Raw genomic sequence first — 19626 nt, 5'->3', positions numbered from 1 at the left:
TTGCACGGATGTCAGTCGCTACCAGGTTTATTGAGGATCAGCCGGCGCAGTCTGCCGAGACGCTTTACCAGTTCGACGAGTCGCCCTTGCTGGCCCGCCAGAGTCGTCAGGAGTCCAACGCTCGCAGCTATCCGCGACGCATTCCTCTGGCGCTCAAGCGTGCCAGGGGCATTCATGTCGAGGACGTCGAAGGTCGTCGTTTCATCGATTGCCTGGCGGGCGCTGGCACCCTGGCGCTGGGGCATAACCATCCGGTGGTGATCGAGGCCATCCAGCAGGTCATCAGCGACGAACTGCCGCTTCATACCCTGGACCTCACCACGCCGGTCAAGGATCAGTTCGTCCAGGACCTGTTCGGCCTGCTGCCACAGGCACTGGCCCAGGAAGCGAAAATCCAGTTCTGCGGCCCCACCGGCACCGATGCGGTGGAAGCGGCCCTGAAACTGGTGCGTACCGCCACCGGGCGCAGCACCGTGTTGTCGTTCCAGGGCGGTTACCACGGCATGAGCCAGGGTGCCTTGAGCCTGATGGGCAGCCTGGGTCCGAAGAAACCGCTGGGTGCCTTGCTCAGTTCCGGCGTGCAGTTCATGCCGTATCCCTACGATTACCGTTGCCCGTTCGGTCTGGGTGGCGCGCAAGGGGTCAAGGCCAACCTGCATTATCTGGAAAACCTGCTGAACGATCCCGAAGCCGGGGTGCAGCTACCGGCTGCGGTGATCGTTGAAGTGGTGCAGGGCGAGGGCGGGGTGATTCCGGCGGACCTGGACTGGTTGCGCGGTCTGCGCCGCATCACCGAGAAGGCCGGGATTGCCCTGATCGTCGATGAAATCCAGAGCGGCTTCGCCCGCACCGGCAAGATGTTTGCCTTCGAGCATGCCGGGATCATTCCGGATGTAGTGGTGATGTCCAAGGCCATCGGCGGCAGCCTGCCGCTGGCAGTGGTGGTCTATCGCCAATGGCTGGACGCCTGGCAGCCAGGTGCCCATGCCGGGACCTTCCGCGGCAATCAGATGGCCATGGCCGCAGGTTCGGCGGTGATGCGTTATCTCAAGGAGCATGATGTCTGCGAGCACGTGAACACCGTGGGCGCACGTCTGACCCGGCACCTGCGAGAGCTGCAACGCGACTTCCCGCAACTGGGGGATATTCGCGGTCGCGGGCTGATGCTGGGTGTCGAACTGGTAGACCCGACTGGCGAGCTCGATGCACTCGGGCATCCACCGGCCTTTGCCCGTCTGGCACCGCTGGTTCAGCGCGAATGCCTCAAGCGTGGGCTGATTCTGGAGCTGGGTGGCCGTCACGGCAGCGTCGTGCGCTTCTTGCCGCCGCTGGTGATTACTGCCGAGCAGATCGACGAAGTGGCCGGTATATTCGGCCGAGCGCTTTCGGCGGCCGTTGCCAGCCTTTAATTTTTCGACGTAGCGATACGTTCACTTTACATAGCCGCTGTGAATTGGCGCATCGGCACTGAATAACCATGGAGAGTAGCAATGACTTCAGTTTTCGACCGCGACGACATCGTCTTTCAGGTTGTGGTCAACCACGAAGAGCAATATTCCATCTGGCCTGACTACAAGGCGATCCCCAACGGCTGGCGCACCGTGGGCAAGAGCGGCTTCAAGAAGGAATGCCTGGCCTATATCGAAGAAGTGTGGACTGACATGCGTCCATTGAGCCTGCGCCAGAAGATGGAAGCACAGGCTGTTACTACACACTGATCTGTAGGAGCGAATTCATTCGCGAGAGGCCTGTACATCCGAAGAAAATTCATTTTCTTCAATGGCTTATCGCGAATGAGCGGAGCGCCGCCCGATTCGCTTGTATGGTAGAGCTTGAAGGGGTGGTGGGACGAACAATTCGCATCTGACTGCAGCCACAGTACAGACCGTGGGAGACCTCGCCTCACCCCTTCCACCAAAAGCGCCGATAAAGAATGCTTCGTTCAAGCGACGATAGAAACAAGCCTGCGCCTCTGGGTGAACCCCCTCAAGCCGTAAAACCTTAGCGTGGAGAAGTGCCCATGGCAATGCGCGTTTCGCAGTCAATCGTAGGCGTGGATGTTGCCAAGATTGAACTCGTTACCTATCAGGCAGACCTGGACCTGCTCACCTCGATAGCCAATGAAAAGCCCGCCATAAAGCGCTGGCTCAAAACGTTGCCGAGGCCCACCGCCATTGCTGTTGAGGCGACCAATATTTATCACGTCGATCTGGTCGAGCTGGCTTACGAGTCTGGTTTTGACGTCTACATCATCGACGGTTTTCAACTGAGCAATTACCGTAAAGGCATTGGTGGTCGTAGCAAAACGGACGCTTCCGATGCTCGGCTTCTGGCCCGTTTTCTGAAAAACGAAGGCGAAGATCTACGCCCCTGGACCCCGCCTCCAGCCGTCTATGGCAAGCTGCAAAGCCTTCTGCGCCGCAGGGCTTCGCTGGTTCAGGCCAAAACCAGCCTGACCCAGAGCTGGGCAAATGACGCCAGTTTGAAAGCCGCCTTCGCAGCTTTCCTCAAGTCCATCGAGCGGCTGGACCTGTTGATCCAGAAGAAGCTCAAGGAGGTCTTGCGCGAAGCCGGCCTGCTGGAGCAAGTCGCCCGATGCCAAGCTGTCGAAGGCATCGGTTTTCTGACCGCGACCGCTCTGGTCATGGCTTACAGCCGAGGCGACTTCACGAGTAGCGATTCATACATCGCCTTTTTGGGCATGGACCTGAGGGTGACTGACTCAGGCCAAAAAAATGGCCGCCGATCCCTGACCAAGCGAGGTTGCTCGGAGATCCGCCGATTGCTGCACAACGCCGCCATGTCCGCGAGCCGATCAAGTGCCTGGAAAGAGTTTTACGACCATCATCGCAGCCGTGGAAAAGCGACCACACAAGTGCTCGTCATGCTCGCTCGTAAACTCGCTCGGGTGGCATTCGCCCTGATGAAGAATCAGAGCGAATATCAAACCAAAGGGTGGGTTATGGCTTGATCACAACCATAGAATCTCCCACACAGCCTGCACAGGTATGTTGCAGGAGCCAATTTATTCGCGAATCAGCCTTTACCTGACAACCCCGCAATCACCTGCTCGATATTGCCCTGCAACTCGGCCAGCGGGTCTTCCCCGTCAATCCCCAGCACCAGCAATTTACTGCCTGCCGCCGCAACAGCTGCTTTCACGGATTCCGGTGGCTGACGGTGATCCAGCACCAGCGTCACATCATTCTCCTTCAGCGTCGACGTCAGCTTGGCCAGCGCCTCGGGTGTCCATTGCTCGTCGGTGAGCGCTTGGGTGTCGATCAGCTCCAGGTTCAGGCCGCTGATCAGGTAGCCGAAACGGTCTGACAGGCTCACCACACTCAGATTATCCGCACTGGCCAGACGGGCTTCGCTGGCAGCGCTCAGCTTGAGCAACTGCTGCTTGAGGGCGGCCAGATTGGCTTCGATTTTCGGTTTGGCTGCCGGTGCCAGGCGTACCAGATCGGCGGCCATCACATCGGCCATGCGGCCCATGTTATTGCTGGCCAGCCAAGGCTGACTGTTCAAGCCATCGACGTTCTGGCCGGGTTGCAAGGCGATGCCCGGCAGGCTGCCATCCACCGGGCGAGCGGCGTCGATTTCGGTGATGCGGATATTGCTGCGTCGGGCATTGGGGTAGAGCGGGTCGTCGGACCAGATCGAGCGCAGCCCGATCACCGCATCGGCTTCCACGCTCAGTTTGCGCAGGGCCTCGGCACCGCGTCCGGTGAAGTAGGCGGTCTGGCGTGAGCCCGGCAGGTTGGCGGCTGCGGCGCGCTCCAGCACCACGCCGCTGTCCTTGAGCAGGATCTGCCCAAGGCCGTAGGTGATGGGCAGACTGGCCAGCACCCTGACGGGTTCCGGGCTGGCGCTTTTGCTTTCGGCGGCATACAGGCTGTTGCTGAACAGGCCGGTCAGGGCCAGAGCGAGGGTCAATGTGCGCAGAGTAGGCATTTATCCGATATTCCCTTTGAGGCTGGGGACCGTGCCGCGAGCGATGGCAGCCAGGGCGAAACCGATGCCCGCCACCAGAATGATCGCCGCGCCGGACGGCACGGGCAGGTCGAAGACGATAGGCAGCAGGATGCCGCACAAGGTGCTGACGGTGGCGATGGCGACCGAAATCCAGAAAAAACCCTTGAGTGACTGGCTCAACAGTCGCGCTGCGGCTGCGGGGATCACCAGCAGCGCACCCACCAGAATGGCGCCGATGACTTTCACCGCAGCCACGGTAATCAGCGTCACCAGAATCACGAACAGGTAATCCAGCGCCTTGACCGCGACGCCGCGCACGGCGGCCAGTTGCGGGTTGAAGCTGGCCAGCATGATGCGGTTGTACAACGGCAGACTCAGGCCCATGACCAGCGAGCCGACAATCAGCAGCACCAGCAGGTCATTGCCGTTGACGGTCAGTACCGAACCGAACAGCACGTTTTCCAGGATGTGTACGTTGATCTTGCCCGCCAGCACCAGCAGCAGGCTGGCCCCCAGCGCCAGGGACACTGAAAGGAATACGCCGATCAGGGTATCCGGTGCCAGACCGGTGCGGTTGCGCAGATAGTTGAGCACGATACCGAACAGCAGGCAGTAGCCGAACAGGCTGCCATAAGGACCGGTGTAGGGTTCGCCCAGCAGAATGCCGATGGCTACTCCGGTCAGGGCGGCATGGCCCACGGCTTCGGAGAAGAACGCAAAGCGCTTGACCACCACCAGCGTGCCCAGGCCGCCCAGCACCGGGCCGATCAAAAGGCCGGCGAGCAGGGCGTTGACGACAAAGCCGTAGGCCAGGGCTTCCGGCAGGTAGCCGGAGGAGGCCAGGCCCTGAATGAACAGACGAAAGCTTTCGTAATCCATCACGCAGCACTCCCTTGGCTGTCCGCTGCACGCGGATGGGCAGAGAACAGCGTCAGCAGCCGCTCGGGTGTCAGTGCGGTCTGTGCCGATTCATCGAACAGCACGCGGCGATTGAGGCCGGTCACGTGATCGGCCAGACGTTTGACGGCTTCAAGATCGTGCTCGATCCACAGCACGGTGATACCCGTCTGACGCCAGTCGCCCAGCAGGCGCTCGAATACCTGGATACCGGCTTCATCTAGGGCCGACATCGGTTCGTCGAGCACCAGCAGTTGCGGTGCCGGGATCAGGCCCTGGGCCAGCAGCACACGCTGGCGCTCGCCACCGGACAATGCGCCCATGCGTCGCTTGCGCTTGTCCTGCATGCCGACACGCTCAAGGGCTTCGCCGATGGCTTTTGCGTAGTGACGTGACAGGCCGAGAAACGCCGGGCGTCGCTGGCACATGGCAGCCATGAAGTCGTCGACTGTCATGGGCAGGCCGCGGTCGAATTCCAGCGCCTGAGGTACATAACCGATCAGGCCGGGCGAGCCGGGCCACTGCAGGCTGAGTTCACCCTGGTGAGGCATCTGCCCGAGCAGCGTCTTGATCAGCGAGCTTTTACCGCCGCCATTTGGCCCCACCAGCGCATGCACGCTGCCAGCCCGCACGCTGAAGTTGATGCGGTCGAGAATGGTGGTGCGGCCCAGGGTCAGGCTGACATCGGCAAACGTCAGGCCCGGCCCGCGGCTGACGAGGGAAATCGGTTCGGCAGCGGTCATGCGCCAGCCTCCTGAATGGCTCGGACCACGGTGTCCAGATTGCCTTTCATTTCCTTCTCGTACTTGTCGGCGCTGTATTCGCCATAGGAAATATGCGACAGCGGGTAAAGCTTGACCCCGGATTCACGCTGGATGGTGTCGACGTAGGTGGACGGGAAATCCATCTCCGAGAAAATCACTTTCACGTCCAGTTCGCGCAACTGGTCGATGGTCTTCTTCAACTGGCTGGGGCTCGGCTCGATGCCATGAGCCGGCTCGACCACAGCCGTGACTTCCAGACCGAACTCACGCAGCAGGTAATCGTAGGCCGCATGCACCGTGGCAACCCGCAGGTCGGCATTGGGAGCCTTGGTGAGTTTGGCCAGTGCGTCGGCGCGCATCTGCCGCAGGCGTTTGCCGTAGGCGCGGGCATTGGCGGTGTAGGTCTTGGCGTTGTCCGGGTCGAGCTTGCCCAGTTCCCGGGCGATGTTGTTGACCTGGGCGATTGAGGCGCTGATCGACAGGAAGGTGTGCGGGTTGACCACCTTGCCAGCACCGCGAGCCGCTATCCCCGTGGCTGCCAGCAGCGGCACATCGGCGTTGGCTTCGATGGTCGGGATGTCCGGTTTTTCGCTGGCGGCAATCATGCGGTCGGCAAAGTCGTCATGACCGACGCCGTTGAGCACAACCACATCCAGCGATGCGATGCGCTTGATGTCTTCGGCACGGGGTTCATAGGCGTGTGGGTTGAAACCGGCCGGAATCAGCGGCACCACCTCGGCCTTGTCGCCGACGATATTGCTGACATAGCTGTAGTAAGGATGCAGCGTGATGCCGATCCGCAGGCGCTTGGCCGGGTCGGCATTGACCAGTGGTGCGAGCAACGTGGCCAACAGGCCAACCAGTACGACGCGCAGCAATGGACGGCGTTTCAATGAAATAGGCATGGGCAAGCGGTCTTCTTTTCAGTGAATGCGTGGGTTCAGTGTTGATGCTGGCGGGTAACCCCGGCATCGAATTGCGCGACGACCTGCTGCCAGCCGGCGCTGATCAGCGCCTGTTCGCTGAGGTCGGTGGGTACGGCTGGCGAGTCTTTGCGGGTGATCCAGATATCGGCTTCGGTCTTGTCATCGGCTTCGATGCGCAGCAGGAAGGATCCGGCAGTTGTCGGCATCGGGCTCAGGCCGAGATAAGAGTGCCCGACCATTTGCCAGGCATGATTGCCACGGCTCACGGAACTGGCGTCCCGGGCAAAGGGCGCAAAGCCTTCATCGGCCAGTTGCTGAGGGGTAATCGGCTCTTGTTGCTCCTGGGTCAGCAGCCGGATTTCGTCCAGGGTCACGCGCAGGTCGGCGTAGATACCTTGCTCGGCGGCGCTCAAGTCGCGTCGGGCATCCAGTTGATGACTGGCGACGGTCTGCACTTCGTGATTTTCGCCGCGCAGGCCCACCACCGTGGCCGCGACACCCAGAATCAACAGGCACAACAGCAGCACGTAAAGGGTTTCATGGCCGGCACCGGCCGGGCGGACGATCTGTCGGGTTGATGTACTCATGGGGCCTCGATATCGGCTTGGTCGATTTCCACGACGTGGCCGGGGCCTGCATCGAACAGCACATAGAACTCGGCGGAAGGGCGCTTGAAGGTCAGGGTCGAATCCTCGCCCAGCTTGCCGGGCACCAGAATGGTTTCGTCATAACCGATGACGTCCAGTGTCACTCCCGGCGCGCCGCTGCCGTCGGAAAAACCGCCCGTGCAGCGGATCTGCTCGGCGTCGATCTGTTTGCACTCGCACATCGGGTTGTGCGCCAGGGCGTTGCCGGCAAAACCGGCGCTCAGCAAGAAGAGGGCGCTGATACCCAACTGGCGTAACGGGAAGCGTACGATCACTTTTTGGCTCCTTGTTTTTTCAGCCAGGCTACGGTCGAAGGTGAGGCTTGATGCAGAGGAATGGAGGTTTGATGCACGGAACCGTCCCAGCCTTCCATAGTGATCCACAGGTCCTGATCGGGGTCGGTGTTTTCCGGGATCTGCATGAACGCGGTCATGCGATAGGCCACGCCGAAGAAGATCACCCCGGCAGTGCGCAGGCTGCGGGGCTTGCCGATGCGCAGGTACGTCGCCTTGACCTGATCGGCGCAGCTTTCGCACAGCGAGGCATTGAAGTTTTTCATGTAGCCCGAGGCGCCGGAAAAGATCGGTGCTTCATTGCGCTCTTCGGCCAGCTTCATGCTCCATGGCCCGACCTGAACGGTGCCCAGCTCCCGCTGCCCGAGCCCCTTGTCGCCACGCAGCAGGGCATCGTCGGCGAAGTACTTGGGCATGAAACCCAGGGGAACCAGCACCAGCAGGATGTTGATATGGAAACGCCACTTGTGCCACAGGCGCCCCAGGGTCGAAACGGGTTGTACGGTTGCGGCCTTGCTCACAGGGTGTTCTCCGGGATTTCGGTGGCCAGGGACGGTCGCGGCGATTGTTGTTTCCTGGCTGCGGCCTGTTCGGCCTTGGCGTCGCGTTTCAGGGCGTTGAGGGTGGCCAGCGCCGTGCGCTTGCTCCAGATCAGCAGGCCGCTGAGGACCATCATGCTCAACAGCAGGCCAAAGAAGGCCCAGATCAGTTTGATCCAGATCCCGCCAAAGTCGCCGGTGTGCAGCGGACGCATGGATTCAGTGACGAACTCCAGCTTGTTGCGGTCCGACAGCAGGTGCGACGTGGCGATTTCACCGCTGTACGGGTTGATTTCGGCGGTCTGGTACATCAGCGGATACCAGCTGCGGCCACCGACTTCCATGTTGGCGTAGGCATTGCTGGGCGGGCTGATGAAGCTGGCTTCCAGGCCGGGAATCCGCTGTTTGGCAATTTCGATGGCCTTGTCCAGGCTGATGGTCGGCGCAGGGCTGCCGTCAGCGGTGAGGGGCACGCTGCTGTGGGGAATGATGGACGCCGCCTGGGATTTGCTGGAAATGCTGATCTGGTTATCCCAGAGCAGGGCCTGGATCAGGAACCAAGTGCCGGTGATGGAAATCACGGCAATGAACCAGATCGACCAGATGCCGCTCAGGCGGTGAAAGTCGCCCCAGAAGATCCGCGCACCGTGCTTGAAGCGCAGTGTGGGTTTCAGGAAGCCTTTCCAGAACTTCTTGTAGACCACCAGCCCGGTGATCAGCGACACCAGCATCGGCAGACCGAGGATCGATACCAGATACCAGCCCCAGGAATAACCGTTGGTGAACGGCACCAGCCACCAGCCATGCAGGGCTCGGGTAAAACGACGGAAGTCGAAGGCTGGCGTGACGCCCTGGATAAGGCCGGTGTAAGGGTTTACATAGGCCGGCACCGAGCGCCCGTCGGGGTAGGTGACATTGACGCTCAGGGCGAAATATTCACCGTCCGGCTGCATCATGGTGCCGATGATCAGGTTCGGCTCGTTACGCTCGATGGTGGCCCTGATCTGCTCGAAGGTGAGGCGCGGCGCGTCATCGTAAGGTTTGACGGCACGCATCTCCGGGTTGGCCAGCCACATGATTTCCTTGCTGACCACCGCCAGCGTGCCGGTCACGCACACGATCAGCACGAAAAACCAGATCGGCAGTGCCAGCCAGCTATGGACGAGAAACCAGATTTTTGAGCGGGACTTCTTTGACATGGGGGAACGGTCTCGATTCACGGTGTCAGAGCGGCCATTGGTGAGGGGCGCGGGCTCTTTTTTGCTGAAAACGGTCATGGCTTTTGGCCGATGCTGCCGCTGCATCTAATAAAGACGAATGAGAATGCAAATGATGTAATTATTTCTTTCGCTTAAATGAAAGTAAATGTTTCAAGTGCCGGGAATGAGCTGTTTTTCTGTGGGAAAGGCCTAATTTTCAGGTAGCCGGGTACGTTAAATCAGGACGTCGGTGTAGCGTCAGGCCGTTGGGGCTCGCACGCTTTGCCATCAAGGGAGAGTCATCATGAGTCATGCGTTGAGTTTGAATATCCGGCCATTGCAGGCCGGGGCCGGTACTTTGCCCCTGCTGGTGGAGGCTCCCGAGCCGGGCCTGGACTTGATGGAAGCCCTGGGCGAATTCAAACCACTGGTTGCCGAGCATCTTTACCGCAGCGGCGGGATTCTGTTCCGCGGCTTCAATGTCGGCGGTGCGGAAGCGTTCCGTGAATTTGCCGCCGGGTTTGGCGATCCGTTGCTCACTTATGAATTCGGCTCGACGCCGCGCAGCAACGTGACCAAAGGCGTCTACACCTCCACCGAATACCCGGCGCACCAGAGCATTCCCCTGCACAACGAGCAGGCCTACACCCTGGAATGGCCGATGCGCATCTGGTTCTACAGCATGATTGCTGCCGAAACCGGCGGCGAAACCCCCATCGCCGACAGCCGTGAAATCTATCGCCGGATTCCGGCACGCATTCGTGACCGTTTCGTCGAAAAGAAATTGATGTACGTGCGCAACTTCGGCAACGGCCTGGATGTGGACTGGAGTCAGGTGTTCAACACCGAAGACGAAAGCGTTGTCGAAGCCTACTGCCGCGCCCACAACATCCAGTGCGAGTGGAAAGACGATGGCGAACTGCGCACCCGGCAGATCTGTCAGGCGGTGGCGCGTCATCCGGTGACCCAGGACATGGTCTGGTTCAACCAGGCGCACCTGTTCCACATCTCCAACCTGCAGCCGGAAGTCCGCGAAACCCTGCTCGACGTGGTGGACGAAGAAGACCTGCCGCGTAACGTCTACTACGGCGACGGCTCAGCCATCGAAGAAAGCCTGCTGGAAGAAGTCCGTGGCGTGCTCGATGAGTGCGCCGTCAGCTTTCCCTGGCTGGAAAACGACGTCCTGATGCTGGACAACATGCTCTCGGCCCATGCGCGCTCACCCTTTACCGGCAAGCGCAAAGTGGTGGTGGCCATGGCCAAGGGGCATACCGAATCGGCAAGGTGATTCGGGCTTTTTCATTTTGTCAGTCGTCGTAATCAGCGCGTCGTGCAAAGTCCTCAGCCTTGGGTGTTGCCTGAATGCCCTTGGCTTCCTGAGCGCGGTACCAGGCTTCGATGGTGAGTTCTTCGCTCAGGCGAGACTTGATGACGCAGGGTTGTTGCTGCCAGGGATAGCGCTGTAATTGCTCGTTGAGCTTCTTTTCTCCCGAGGTTTTCCAGCCTGTTACTGCCTGATCGCGCCAGCGGCGAGGGTTGCGGCCGGTACGGGCGTCGTGGGCAGCGGTGACGGGGTCCAAATGGCGGCTTTGTTCCAGCACTGGTAAATCGGGTAGCGGTTGGGTGACGTCCATATAGCGCTGCAGGCAATCCCAGAAGGCCAGGGTATTGGCCTTGTCCAGCCCCAGTGAATGCATCTTGGTCGCCAGAGAGATCTTCTTGTTGGTGTAGCGGTGATACAGCGTGATCGTATAGTCATGGGACCCGTAACCGCTGGGCAGCAACGTCAGCACCGGATCGAACTCCTCGAAAGGCGCGACAAACAAACGCCGGAAACGCCGCTTGAAACGCACCATGCCGTCTACCCGATTGAACTCACTGCCGTCGTGGCGGCTGACCTTGCTGTGCAGCCAGAGCAGGCAGTCGAAACCGATGGCGCCCATGAAATAGAGGAGGGTGCCTATCCAGAAGGAAATATGCATTTCGCTGTTGCCGAAGAGAGAGTCTTTTAGCCAGAGGACGATGGTTGCACAGATAAAAAATCCGGCAATTTGAATGTAATGGACTGCTTTTTTTTCTGTCATGAACAGAGCAAGAGATGTAATAGATAGCGAGACTGCTAAAAGTGCTATCAGGAATGTGAGTTCGGTGCCAATAGTTTTGTAGCCCAGTTCGATTTTTATTAGGCCAAAAACTCCTGTGCCCCAAGCGGCCCATATAAGGAAGAAACTCATTATTTTGGATACAAATAGTAAATATGGAATTCTGCTGGAGTTCTGAAAGCGCCAGCGTTTGGCATCACAATATACTTCCTGTTTTTCACCACGCTCTTCCTGCTTCTGATAAAACAGATGTTCTTCGCACTCCAGTTGCAGAGTGATTTCCGTAGCCGAGTCCAGCCCGGCGTAATTACCAAAGACAAGATGCGTGTCGAACAGGCCATTGCGGTTGAGATGGACGTACCATCTGGGGGATGGCAGCGGTTCCTTGCTATCGCCGCGGTAGGCGCTAATGGTGTAGGCATTCATATCTGTGACTCGTCGTAATCAGCGCGCCGCGCAAAGTCATCAGCCTTGGGTGTCGCTTGAATGCCCTTGGCTTCCTGAGCGCGGTACCAGGATTCAATGGTGAGTTCTTCGCTCAGGCGAGACTTGATGACGCAGGGTTGTTGCTGCCACGGATAGCTCTGCAATTGCTCGTTGAGTTTCTTTTCTCCCGAGGTTTTCCAGTCTGTCAGGTCCTGATCGCGCCAGCGGCGAGGGTTGCGCCCGGTGCTGGCGTCGTGGGCGGCGGTGACCGGGTCCAGATGGCGGCTTTGCTCCAGCACCGGTAAATCGGGTAGCGGTTGGGTGACGTCCATATAGCGTTGCAGGCAATCCCAGAACGCCAGGGTATTGGCCTGATCCAGCCCCAGTGAATGCATCTTGGTCGCCAGATAGATCTTCTTGTTGGTGTAGCGGTGATACAGCGTGATCGTGTAGTCATGGGACCCGTAGCCACTGGGTAGCAATGTCAGCACCGGATCGAACTCTTCAAAAGGCGCAACAAACAAAAGCCGGAAACGTCGCTTGAAGCGCACCATGCCGTCTACCCGATTGAACTCACTGCCGTCGTGGCGACTGACCTTGGTGTGCAGCCAGAGCAGGCAGTCGAAACCGATGGCGCCCATGAAGTAGAGGAGCGTGCCTATCCAGAAGGCAATGTGCATTTCGCTGTTACCCCAGAGGCTGCTTTTCAGCCAGAGGACGATGGTTGCGCAGATAAGAAAACCAGAAATCTGAACGTGATGGAGGTACTTGTTTTCGGTCATGTACAAAGTTAAAGACCCGAACATCAGTACGACCGATAAAAAAGCTATTAACAATGTAAGTCCTGTGCCGGAATAGACATGTCCAAGTTCTTCCAGGAATGGAAAGAAAATCCATGTGCTCCATGAAAACCATATAAAAGGAAAGCAGATTAGCTTGGATGTAAATAACGTATGTGGAATATTGCTGGCATTCTGAAAGCGCCAGCGCTTCGCATCACAATACACTTCCTGTTTTTCACCACGCTCTTCCTGGTTCTGATAAATCCGATGCTCTTCGCACTCCAGTTGCAGAGTAATTTCCGTAGCCGAGTCCAGCCCGGCGTAATGACCAAAGGCAAGATGAGTGTCGAACAGGCCATTACGGTTGAGATGGGCATGCGAACTTGGTGGCGGCAGTGGTTTCTGACTGTCGCTGCGATAGGCGCTAGTGGCGTAGGCGTTCATATCTGTGACTCGTCGTAATCAGCGCGCCGTGCAAAGTCCTCAGCCTTGGGTGTCGCTTGAATGCCCTTGGCTTCCTGAGCGCGGTACCAGGCTTCTATGGTGAGTTCTTCGCTCAGGCGGGATTTGATGACGCAAGGTTGTTGTTGCCACGGATAGCTCTGCAATTGCTCGTTGAGTTTCTTTTCTCCCGAGGTTTTCCAGCCTGTCAGGGCCTGATCGCGCCAGCGGCGAGGGTTGCGGCCGGTGCTGGCGTCGTGGGCAGCGGTGACGGGGTCCAGATGGCGGCTTTGTTCCAGCACCGGTAAATCGGGTAGCGGTTGGGTGACGTCCATATAGCGCTGCAGGCAATCCCAGAACGCCAGGGTATTGGCCTTGTCCAGCCCCAGTGAATGCATCTTGGTCGCCAGATAGATCTTCTTGTTGGTGTAACGGTGATACAGCGTGATCGTGTAGTCATGGGACCCGTAACCGCTGGGCAGCAATGTCAGCACCGGATCGAACTCTTCAAAAGGCGCGACAAACAAACGCCGGAAACGCCGCTTGAAACGCACCATGCCGTCTACCCGATTGAACTCACTGCCGTCGTGGCGGCTGACCTTGCTGTGCAGCCAGAGCAGGCAATCGAAGCCGATGGTGCTCATGAAGTAGAGGAAGGTGCCTAGCCATAAGGCAATTTGCATTTCGCTGTTGCCCCAAAGGCTCCCTCTTAACCAAAGTACAAGGCTGGCACAGATAATGAATCCTGCAAATTGCATATAGTGAGCGGATTTTTTTTCTGTCATGTAAAGAGCCAGAGATATGCCTATTAAGATGGCTGATGTAGATGAGATTAGGAGGACCATTTCCGTACCGATAGTTTTATATCCTAGTGCTGGTTTTATGGGGCCGAAAACTCCTATTCCCCAAATTCCCCATATAAGCGAAAAGCTCATAAGTTTTGCTACAAATAGCAAGTGCGGAATCTTGCTGGAGTTTTGAAATCTCCAGCGTTTTGCATCGCAGTATGCTTCCTGTTTTTCACCACGCTCCTCTTGCTTCTGATAAATCAAATGCTCTTCGCATTCAAGTTGCAGAGTAATTTCCGTAGCCGAGTCCAGCCCGGCGTAATGACCAAACGCAAGGTGCGTATCGAACAGACCATTGCGGTTGAGATGGGTATGCGAACTTGGTGGTGGCAGTGGTTCCTTGCTGTCGCTGTGGTAGGCGCTATTGGCGTAGGGCTGATTAATATGGGCATTCATAGACGGTGCTCGATGGTTTCGACTTGCCAGTAAAGAGGGGCTTTATCCGCTTGAGGCTTGTCTAACGGTGCCCGGCGATGAGCGGGAGTGAATGCTTTCCACTTTTTGGGATGAGGTTGCGGAAGTACCAGAGGCGGACTGTCTGGCTCTATGTTCAGTTCTATCTGGGTGCAGATCCTCAGTCCTTCAGTTCTGATGAAGCGCCTGCTGGGTAGAGTGGGCTCAAGAAGAGAAGGCAAGACATACAGGATGCTGATTGCATCCAGAGGCACTGCCGCCACTTTTGGCTGACCTGTGGCTTGCCAGTGATATTGTTTTGAGGCGTAGGCTTGGGCTGTGTCCAGGTTAGAGCAAAACTCATGGGCCAATAGTTGGAAATGATTTGAGTCATTGCTAATCATCCCCAGCAAGGGTGTGCTCAGGATGACCACCCAGTCTTGGTCGGCCAGAGCGTATTTATCGGGGCTTATGGTTTGTGCTCTGGAGTTTGTCAGTTGTGTACGCTGTTTATCGGCTTCTTGCACCGCTTTAAGTTGTTGTGTTGAAGCTTCTCTGCGCCAATCGGCCAGCCGTAATGCCCTGATTTTGGGTTTGCCCAAGAGCCCTGACAATTGTTGGTAGGCAATGAGCGGATCTTTTAGATGTATAAAGTCTTTAAGTGAATCTTCGGTAGCAGAATCTGTGCCGAGGGGACCATAACGTACGGCAATTTCGATTTCATCGTCATCAAATATATTGGCAAGCACCGCTCCGCCAATAACCAGTGCTGCCCCGATCAAAAGCGCAACGGGGTTGATAGTAAGTCCTATGGTATAGGCTAGCCATATTAAATTTCCCGCTGTAATGGTTGCATAACTTGCCGATAGCGCGTAATTACCCTTGTTATAGTTTCGATAGCTGTCCCAAGCGCTTATTGTTGAACTAATCAATGTAGCTATGCCGCCAAAGGCACGAAGAAAAGATAGCTTGGGACTGCCTGTTTGTTTTTCGAGGTTTTTTGCCCAGCGGGACGAGATTTTCTCTACGTTGATACGTGGTTTGGTCAGGTGGTTTTCGATAGTTTTACCGAAAATAAGTTTGCTGTGGCTGCCTATGGCAACTAGCAGATCCATTACAGCAGAGCCTGCTCCTGCGAATCCGCGAAGATCTTCCCCCTCAGCCTCAAAGGTTTTAAAAGCTTCAAGCTGCACCATCAAGTTATAAACCGCAAACCCCACCATCGACGTAGGCACCACCTTGGTCTTCTCCATCCCCTGCGTCAGCGCTCCAAAGTTCACCCGAAAGTTGTTGTAGTGAGTCAGTTCGGGATGGCCCTCAGGGATAGCAAGCACCGTGACATTGCGCAGCATCGGGGCGTTCTTGCCTTGGCCTTTGGCGCTGGTGCTGCCCAGGGTTTCGCCGGAATGGCTGTGCAGGGTGGCGTAGCGGTAGTTCTTGCGGGTCAGTTCGCTGCGTTCGCTGTCGGTCAGGCCTCTGCGCAAGCCTGGGCCTTGAACGCCGATCACCACATAGTTGCCGGCCAGTGCTTCGCCCATGGGCATCAGGCGGATGCCCGCCATCTTTGTCGAGAGGGTCGAGAGGGTGTTGAAGGTCGGCATGAATAGCCGGTCGAGTTTGATCTGTATGCTGCTGTTGGACAGCCGGCTGAGTTGCGCCACGACGCTGGCACCGAAGATATCCAGCAGGTCGCCCATGAAGTACGCGAAGGTCTTGCCTATGCCGGGCCAGTCCACTTTTTCTGCAAAGGAGGCGCTGAGCATCAGGGTACTCAGGCCCATGGCTTCTGGCCGGGGTGCTTCATTGCGGTCGCGCAGGGCAATCAGGCGCTTGAGCAGTTCGGGCGGTTGTCCGGTGTCTGTGGCCAGCAGCATGGTGCCCAGCGGATGCTCGGCCTGTAGCACGTTCTTGACCAGGGTCCTGATGGAGGGTTCCAGCTCTGTAACATCCATGCCGGTCAGCAAGGCATCTGCCTGAGCGGGCGTGTATTCGAGGGCGCCCAGAGCATCTGCCATCAGGCTGTAGGGTTCCAGCAAGGCCTCGTCGTGGCGATAAGTCCAGTCCATGAGGACGACGGGGAGTTTCTTGTCGAGTAATTCGACCAGTCGTGTCAGATGCATTGCCAGCGATTTGCGTCCGGACTTGCGTTCCTGCTCGAACACCGTTTCATAAAACCTGGGCAGGTCAATCCGCCCTTTCAGGTGGATGTACTCCCCGCCCACGGCGCTGTACAGCACCTGGGCATATTGTCCGTGGGGCTGGAAGGCAATCAGGGCATTCAAGGTTTGCAGGTAGGAAACACAGTTGCGTATCTGCGCAGTCGCATGGCGTACGGCAAACAGCGGGTCTTCGAGAATGAGAGCGACCAGATGTGTGTTGTCCCGCAGCTTGTAAGTGTCCAGCAGATCGACGCCTGCTTCCATTTCGGGCAGTGGCGCAGGCGGTTGCTGTTTGAGGTGTTGCGCCAGTTGCTCCTGACGCCTCTGCAAGCGTTTGAGCAATGTTTCATCGCTGAACGCCGCAAAATCCGGCGTGAAATCCAGAGGGTCTTCCATGGCGCTTTCAATATTGAAGTCCCTGGCACGCAGGCCTTTGCGCAGACGGCTGACCGGTAGGCTCGGGTTGGCCTGTGTGGTCTTCCAATGCTGTGAACCCACTACGGCGGTGTCCCAGATGCGGGCAATATGCTGAGAGCGAGCCTTGATCCGGCTGGCGTCGCTTTCAAGCCATTGGATGTATTCCCAGCTCCAGGGCAGTTCGCTGTAGGCCATCCGTAGCTGGTCGGCGACAAAGCGGCCCTGCAGCAGCATCGGCAGCAGAATCACCTGCTGTTTGACGGCCACCGGGTCGCGCTTGTCGGCATTGCCCAGTTGTTGTGCGACCGCTCGCCAGTGAGCGATATCTACCTCGAACAGTTGGCCCTGGCCATCGGTTTCCAGCTCTCGCCACAGGACGTCGCGCCAGAACACATAAATTCGCCCCCGCCGAGGCAGGCCGCCTCTGGGATATTCATTGGGTTTGTCATAACCGGGAAGGCGAGCCAGAGGCAGAACAGAGAGCAGCGTATTGCGCTGAATGCTTTCTTCCTCTCTGGTGCTCAGGGCATCGGGGAGCAGGGGGATTTGCAGCACGCCGCCATCGGTGCGAGGGACCTGCAAAGCCAGCCGCGCACGCTGATCATTGAGGTACTCGGTATGCTTGCGGGTGCCTTGAGTAATGGACTTGTCGTTGAACGTTTTCATGGCTGTTCCTCCGGGCCCAGCAGAATCACCTGGCTGCCCTGATCGGGATCGCCCCAGACATCGACGATCAGCGCCTCGGCCCCCTGGCTGGAGGTGGATGTTTTGGGTTGGGTCTGCACGGTCAGAGGTTTTCTGCCGGATGGGGATGTATCTGCCGCCTTGGGAGCGATGGGCAGTACGGGCGGCGCCTCTGTCCCGATGCCCGGCCAGTCGCCCTGATTGGTCCTGACCAGCGGCCCGTTGATGCTGACGCCACTGTGATCGATCTTGATAAAGCTGCCGCCGACCCTGAGAGTCATTTCCATACCGGCATCGATCACCAGCTTGTCGCCTGACTTGAGATGGATTTCCTGACCGGCCTCGACCAATTGCGCCAGCCCCACCTTGATGTTCTGAACCTGAGCAATGCTCAGGTGATCGTTCGCCCGGATTTCCACCTTGCGGTCGGCGTTGACGGTGCAGTGTTCCTCGGCCTTGAATTCGCTGTAGCTGTTGGCCTCGACCCGCTCGTGGCGCTCGTTGCCGATATGGATCTTCTGGTCATGACCGATGCTCTGGTCCCAGTTGCGCTGGGCGTGGATGAAGATCTGTTCCTGATCCTTGCGGTCTTCGATGCGCAGCTCGTTGGAGCCCCCGCCGCCTGGGCTGCTCAAGGTCTTGAAGACGCTGCGGGTGCGATGCTCGGGCAAGGCGTAGGGCGGGGTGTTTTCGGCGTGGTACAGGCAGCCGGTCACCAGCGGCTGATCGGGGTCGCCTTCCAGAAAGGTCACCAGCACTTCCATGCCGACCCGTGGCAGGGCGACAGCGCCATACCGATTACCTGACCAACTGGACGAAACCCGCAACCAGCAACTGCTTCGGGCATCCTGCCGGCCCTCGCGATCCCAGTGGAACTGCACCTTGATCCGGCCATGCGGGTCGCAATGGATTTCCTGATCCTGCGGCCCGGTGACCATCGCCGTCTGACTGCCTGAAATACGGGGTTTGGGGTGGCGAAGGGGCGGACGGTAGAAAACGTCCCAAGGCGTGCCCCGGAAGGTGTTGAGATAACCTTGTCTGGCAGGTTCTTGTCCTTGAGCAGCGGTTTCTTCCAGCACCTGAGGCTGATGGCCTTCGTGGCGTACTTCGGTCAGCAGCCAGAGCTGATTCCAGCTTGTCTGCGGGTGCCCGGTCAGGTCCAGAAAGTGACCGCTGACCAGTGCCGGCTGATCGCTTTGGCCTTCGGCGAGGCGGTAATCATGGCGATGGCGTTCCAGTGCCCGCCTGGTCAGTAGCTTGCCGCGCTCACGGTCGGTGAAGCGGGCCGGGTAATCGTAATCCTCAAGGTCCGGCAGGATCTGGTGATCGACTGCGCTTTCAAGGGGCACTCGTGGTTTCTGAAAGTCGTAGTCCCGGCGGGTAGTACGAGTGGTACGGGTTTCCAGGCGAACATTGAAACGCTTGACCGCCGGCGCATAGGTGATCATCCCGCTGTCCTGCCGATAGCTCAGGGGGTCAAGCCTGCGAAAGACAGTCTGGTCATCGCCAAACACCAACTTGTGCATGGTGCTGCTGTGCTGGAAGTGATAGTGCAGACCTTCCTCTTCACAGAGGCGCTGGATGAAATGCAGGTCCGATTCGTCGTACTGCACGCAGTATTCGCGTTTGGGGTACGGCAGGCCGAGCTGGAAGTGATAGCGGTCGGCAAGGATGCCGTGGTCCTGCAGCACCCGGGCAATGATGTCCGGCACGGATTGCTGCTGGAAGATGCGTTGATTGATGCGGTGGCCCAGGTACGACAGCTGCGGTCGCAGGGTCATGGAGTAGTGGGTCAGGCGCCTGCGGGAATCGCCCTGGGCGATGCGATCAATCAGGCCGTGTACGCCAATGTCGCCGGGGCCGAATTGCAGAAAGGCCGGACGGTGCAGGAAGTCGTCCAGGTCCAGCGCCGGATCTTCGCTGACCAGTTCCAGCTCAAAGGCAAAGGGCTGGCTGATGGCCTCGGTGCCGGTAAAGGCCAGTACCTTGAAGTCATGTTTGACGTCTTGCAGGTGCAGGTTGAAATGCGCCTGATGGGCGGGTGCGGACATCCCTTGTTCCTCCGTCTTTAGGGGCACTAACGCCCGTTGAGCGGAGGGACGACTGTCAAAAAGCGTGCCTGCGGAAATTTTTC

17 protein-coding genes are annotated in these 19626 nt (G+C 58.1%); 4 read left to right on the top strand and 13 right to left on the bottom strand.

All coding sequences use genetic code 11. From position 1 onward, the window contains the following. Positions 1–8: 8 nt before the first annotated feature. The 3 genes from KQP88_RS14915 (at position 9) to KQP88_RS14905 (ending at position 2971) form a co-directional block, all read left to right on the top strand. Positions 9–1409 (top strand): aspartate aminotransferase family protein, encoded by a 1401-nt coding sequence (locus tag KQP88_RS14915; RefSeq protein WP_216703477.1) that lies wholly within the window; start codon positions 9–11, stop codon positions 1407–1409. Between the two features lie 81 nt (positions 1410–1490). Further along, positions 1491–1718 (top strand): MbtH family protein, encoded by a 228-nt coding sequence (locus KQP88_RS14910; protein ID WP_198725745.1) that lies wholly within the window; start codon positions 1491–1493, stop codon positions 1716–1718. 302 nt (positions 1719–2020) lie between these two features. Beyond that, entirely contained in the window at positions 2021–2971 is a 951-nt protein-coding gene (locus KQP88_RS14905) for an IS110 family transposase (RefSeq protein ID WP_216703476.1), read from the top strand. Between the two features lie 65 nt (positions 2972–3036). On the opposite strand, the gene KQP88_RS14900 is transcribed toward KQP88_RS14905, so the two are convergent. Genes KQP88_RS14900 through KQP88_RS14865 form a run of 8 tightly spaced genes read right to left on the bottom strand, consistent with a single transcriptional unit; the run spans position 3037 to position 9240 of the window. After that, the gene (locus KQP88_RS14900) at positions 3037–3954 is read right to left on the bottom strand and encodes a metal ABC transporter substrate-binding protein (protein ID WP_216703475.1); all 918 of its coding nucleotides are present in this window, start codon (positions 3952–3954) and stop codon (positions 3037–3039) included. Continuing rightward, positions 3955–4854 (bottom strand): metal ABC transporter permease, encoded by a 900-nt coding sequence (locus tag KQP88_RS14895; RefSeq protein ID WP_200993380.1) that lies wholly within the window; start codon positions 4852–4854, stop codon positions 3955–3957. It lies immediately after the preceding gene. Further along, on the bottom strand, positions 4854–5615 hold the full coding sequence (locus KQP88_RS14890; protein WP_216703474.1) for a metal ABC transporter ATP-binding protein: 762 nt from the start codon (positions 5613–5615) through the stop codon (positions 4854–4856). Before KQP88_RS14890 ends, KQP88_RS14895 begins: the two co-directional genes overlap by 1 nt. Beyond that, entirely contained in the window at positions 5612–6541 is a 930-nt protein-coding gene (locus tag KQP88_RS14885) for a metal ABC transporter substrate-binding protein (RefSeq protein WP_200993202.1), read from the bottom strand. The genes KQP88_RS14890 and KQP88_RS14885 overlap by 4 nt, the downstream gene beginning before the upstream one ends. Before the next feature lie 35 nt (positions 6542–6576). Next, positions 6577–7149, bottom strand: a complete 573-nt coding sequence (locus KQP88_RS14880) for a DUF6162 family protein (protein ID WP_216703473.1) — start codon at positions 7147–7149, stop codon at positions 6577–6579. Then, positions 7146–7484, bottom strand: a complete 339-nt coding sequence (locus tag KQP88_RS14875) for a hypothetical protein (RefSeq protein ID WP_198725756.1) — start codon at positions 7482–7484, stop codon at positions 7146–7148. The genes KQP88_RS14880 and KQP88_RS14875 overlap by 4 nt, the downstream gene beginning before the upstream one ends. Next, positions 7481–8023 carry a thiamine pyrophosphate-binding protein gene (locus KQP88_RS14870; protein WP_216703472.1) on the bottom strand — a complete coding sequence of 181 codons (543 nt, stop codon included), beginning with the start codon at positions 8021–8023 and terminating at the stop codon, positions 7481–7483. The genes KQP88_RS14875 and KQP88_RS14870 overlap by 4 nt, the downstream gene beginning before the upstream one ends. Continuing rightward, positions 8020–9240, bottom strand: coding sequence for a PepSY-associated TM helix domain-containing protein (locus KQP88_RS14865; RefSeq protein ID WP_216703471.1), 1221 nt, complete (start codon positions 9238–9240; stop codon positions 8020–8022). The genes KQP88_RS14870 and KQP88_RS14865 overlap by 4 nt, the downstream gene beginning before the upstream one ends. A gap of 304 nt (positions 9241–9544) precedes the next feature. Between KQP88_RS14865 and KQP88_RS14860 the strand changes: the two genes are divergently transcribed. Next, complete coding sequence (locus KQP88_RS14860) at positions 9545–10528, top strand: TauD/TfdA family dioxygenase (protein ID WP_216703470.1); 984 nt, start codon at positions 9545–9547, stop codon at positions 10526–10528. A 19-nt stretch (positions 10529–10547) separates the two neighbouring features. On the opposite strand, the gene KQP88_RS25290 is transcribed toward KQP88_RS14860, so the two are convergent. The 5 genes from KQP88_RS25290 to tssI all read right to left on the bottom strand — a co-directional run bounded on the left by KQP88_RS25290 (position 10548) and on the right by tssI (position 19543). Continuing rightward, positions 10548–11768 (bottom strand): CidA/LrgA family protein, encoded by a 1221-nt coding sequence (locus tag KQP88_RS25290; protein WP_253950491.1) that lies wholly within the window; start codon positions 11766–11768, stop codon positions 10548–10550. Next, positions 11765–12994, bottom strand: coding sequence for a Bax inhibitor-1 family protein (locus KQP88_RS25285; RefSeq protein WP_253950490.1), 1230 nt, complete (start codon positions 12992–12994; stop codon positions 11765–11767). Before KQP88_RS25285 ends, KQP88_RS25290 begins: the two co-directional genes overlap by 4 nt. Then, the gene (locus tag KQP88_RS14845; protein ID WP_216705967.1) at positions 12991–13635 is read right to left on the bottom strand and encodes a hypothetical protein; all 645 of its coding nucleotides are present in this window, start codon (positions 13633–13635) and stop codon (positions 12991–12993) included. The genes KQP88_RS25285 and KQP88_RS14845 overlap by 4 nt, the downstream gene beginning before the upstream one ends. 596 nt (positions 13636–14231) lie before the next feature. Beyond that, on the bottom strand, positions 14232–17474 hold the full coding sequence (locus tag KQP88_RS14840) for a hypothetical protein (protein WP_216703469.1): 3243 nt from the start codon (positions 17472–17474) through the stop codon (positions 14232–14234). Continuing rightward, a complete protein-coding gene (tssI, locus tag KQP88_RS14835; protein ID WP_216703468.1) occupies positions 17471–19543 on the bottom strand; it encodes a type VI secretion system Vgr family protein in 2073 nt (690 codons plus the stop codon). Before tssI ends, KQP88_RS14840 begins: the two co-directional genes overlap by 4 nt. Positions 19544–19626 lie beyond the last annotated feature (83 nt).

The sequence above is a fragment of the Pseudomonas lijiangensis genome, assembly GCF_018968705.1.
In the GTDB taxonomy this organism is placed as follows: Bacteria; Pseudomonadota; Gammaproteobacteria; order Pseudomonadales; family Pseudomonadaceae; genus Aquipseudomonas; species Aquipseudomonas lijiangensis.
Note: the sequence above shows the minus strand (reverse complement) of the source record. Positions and strands in the feature narration are given on the sequence as shown.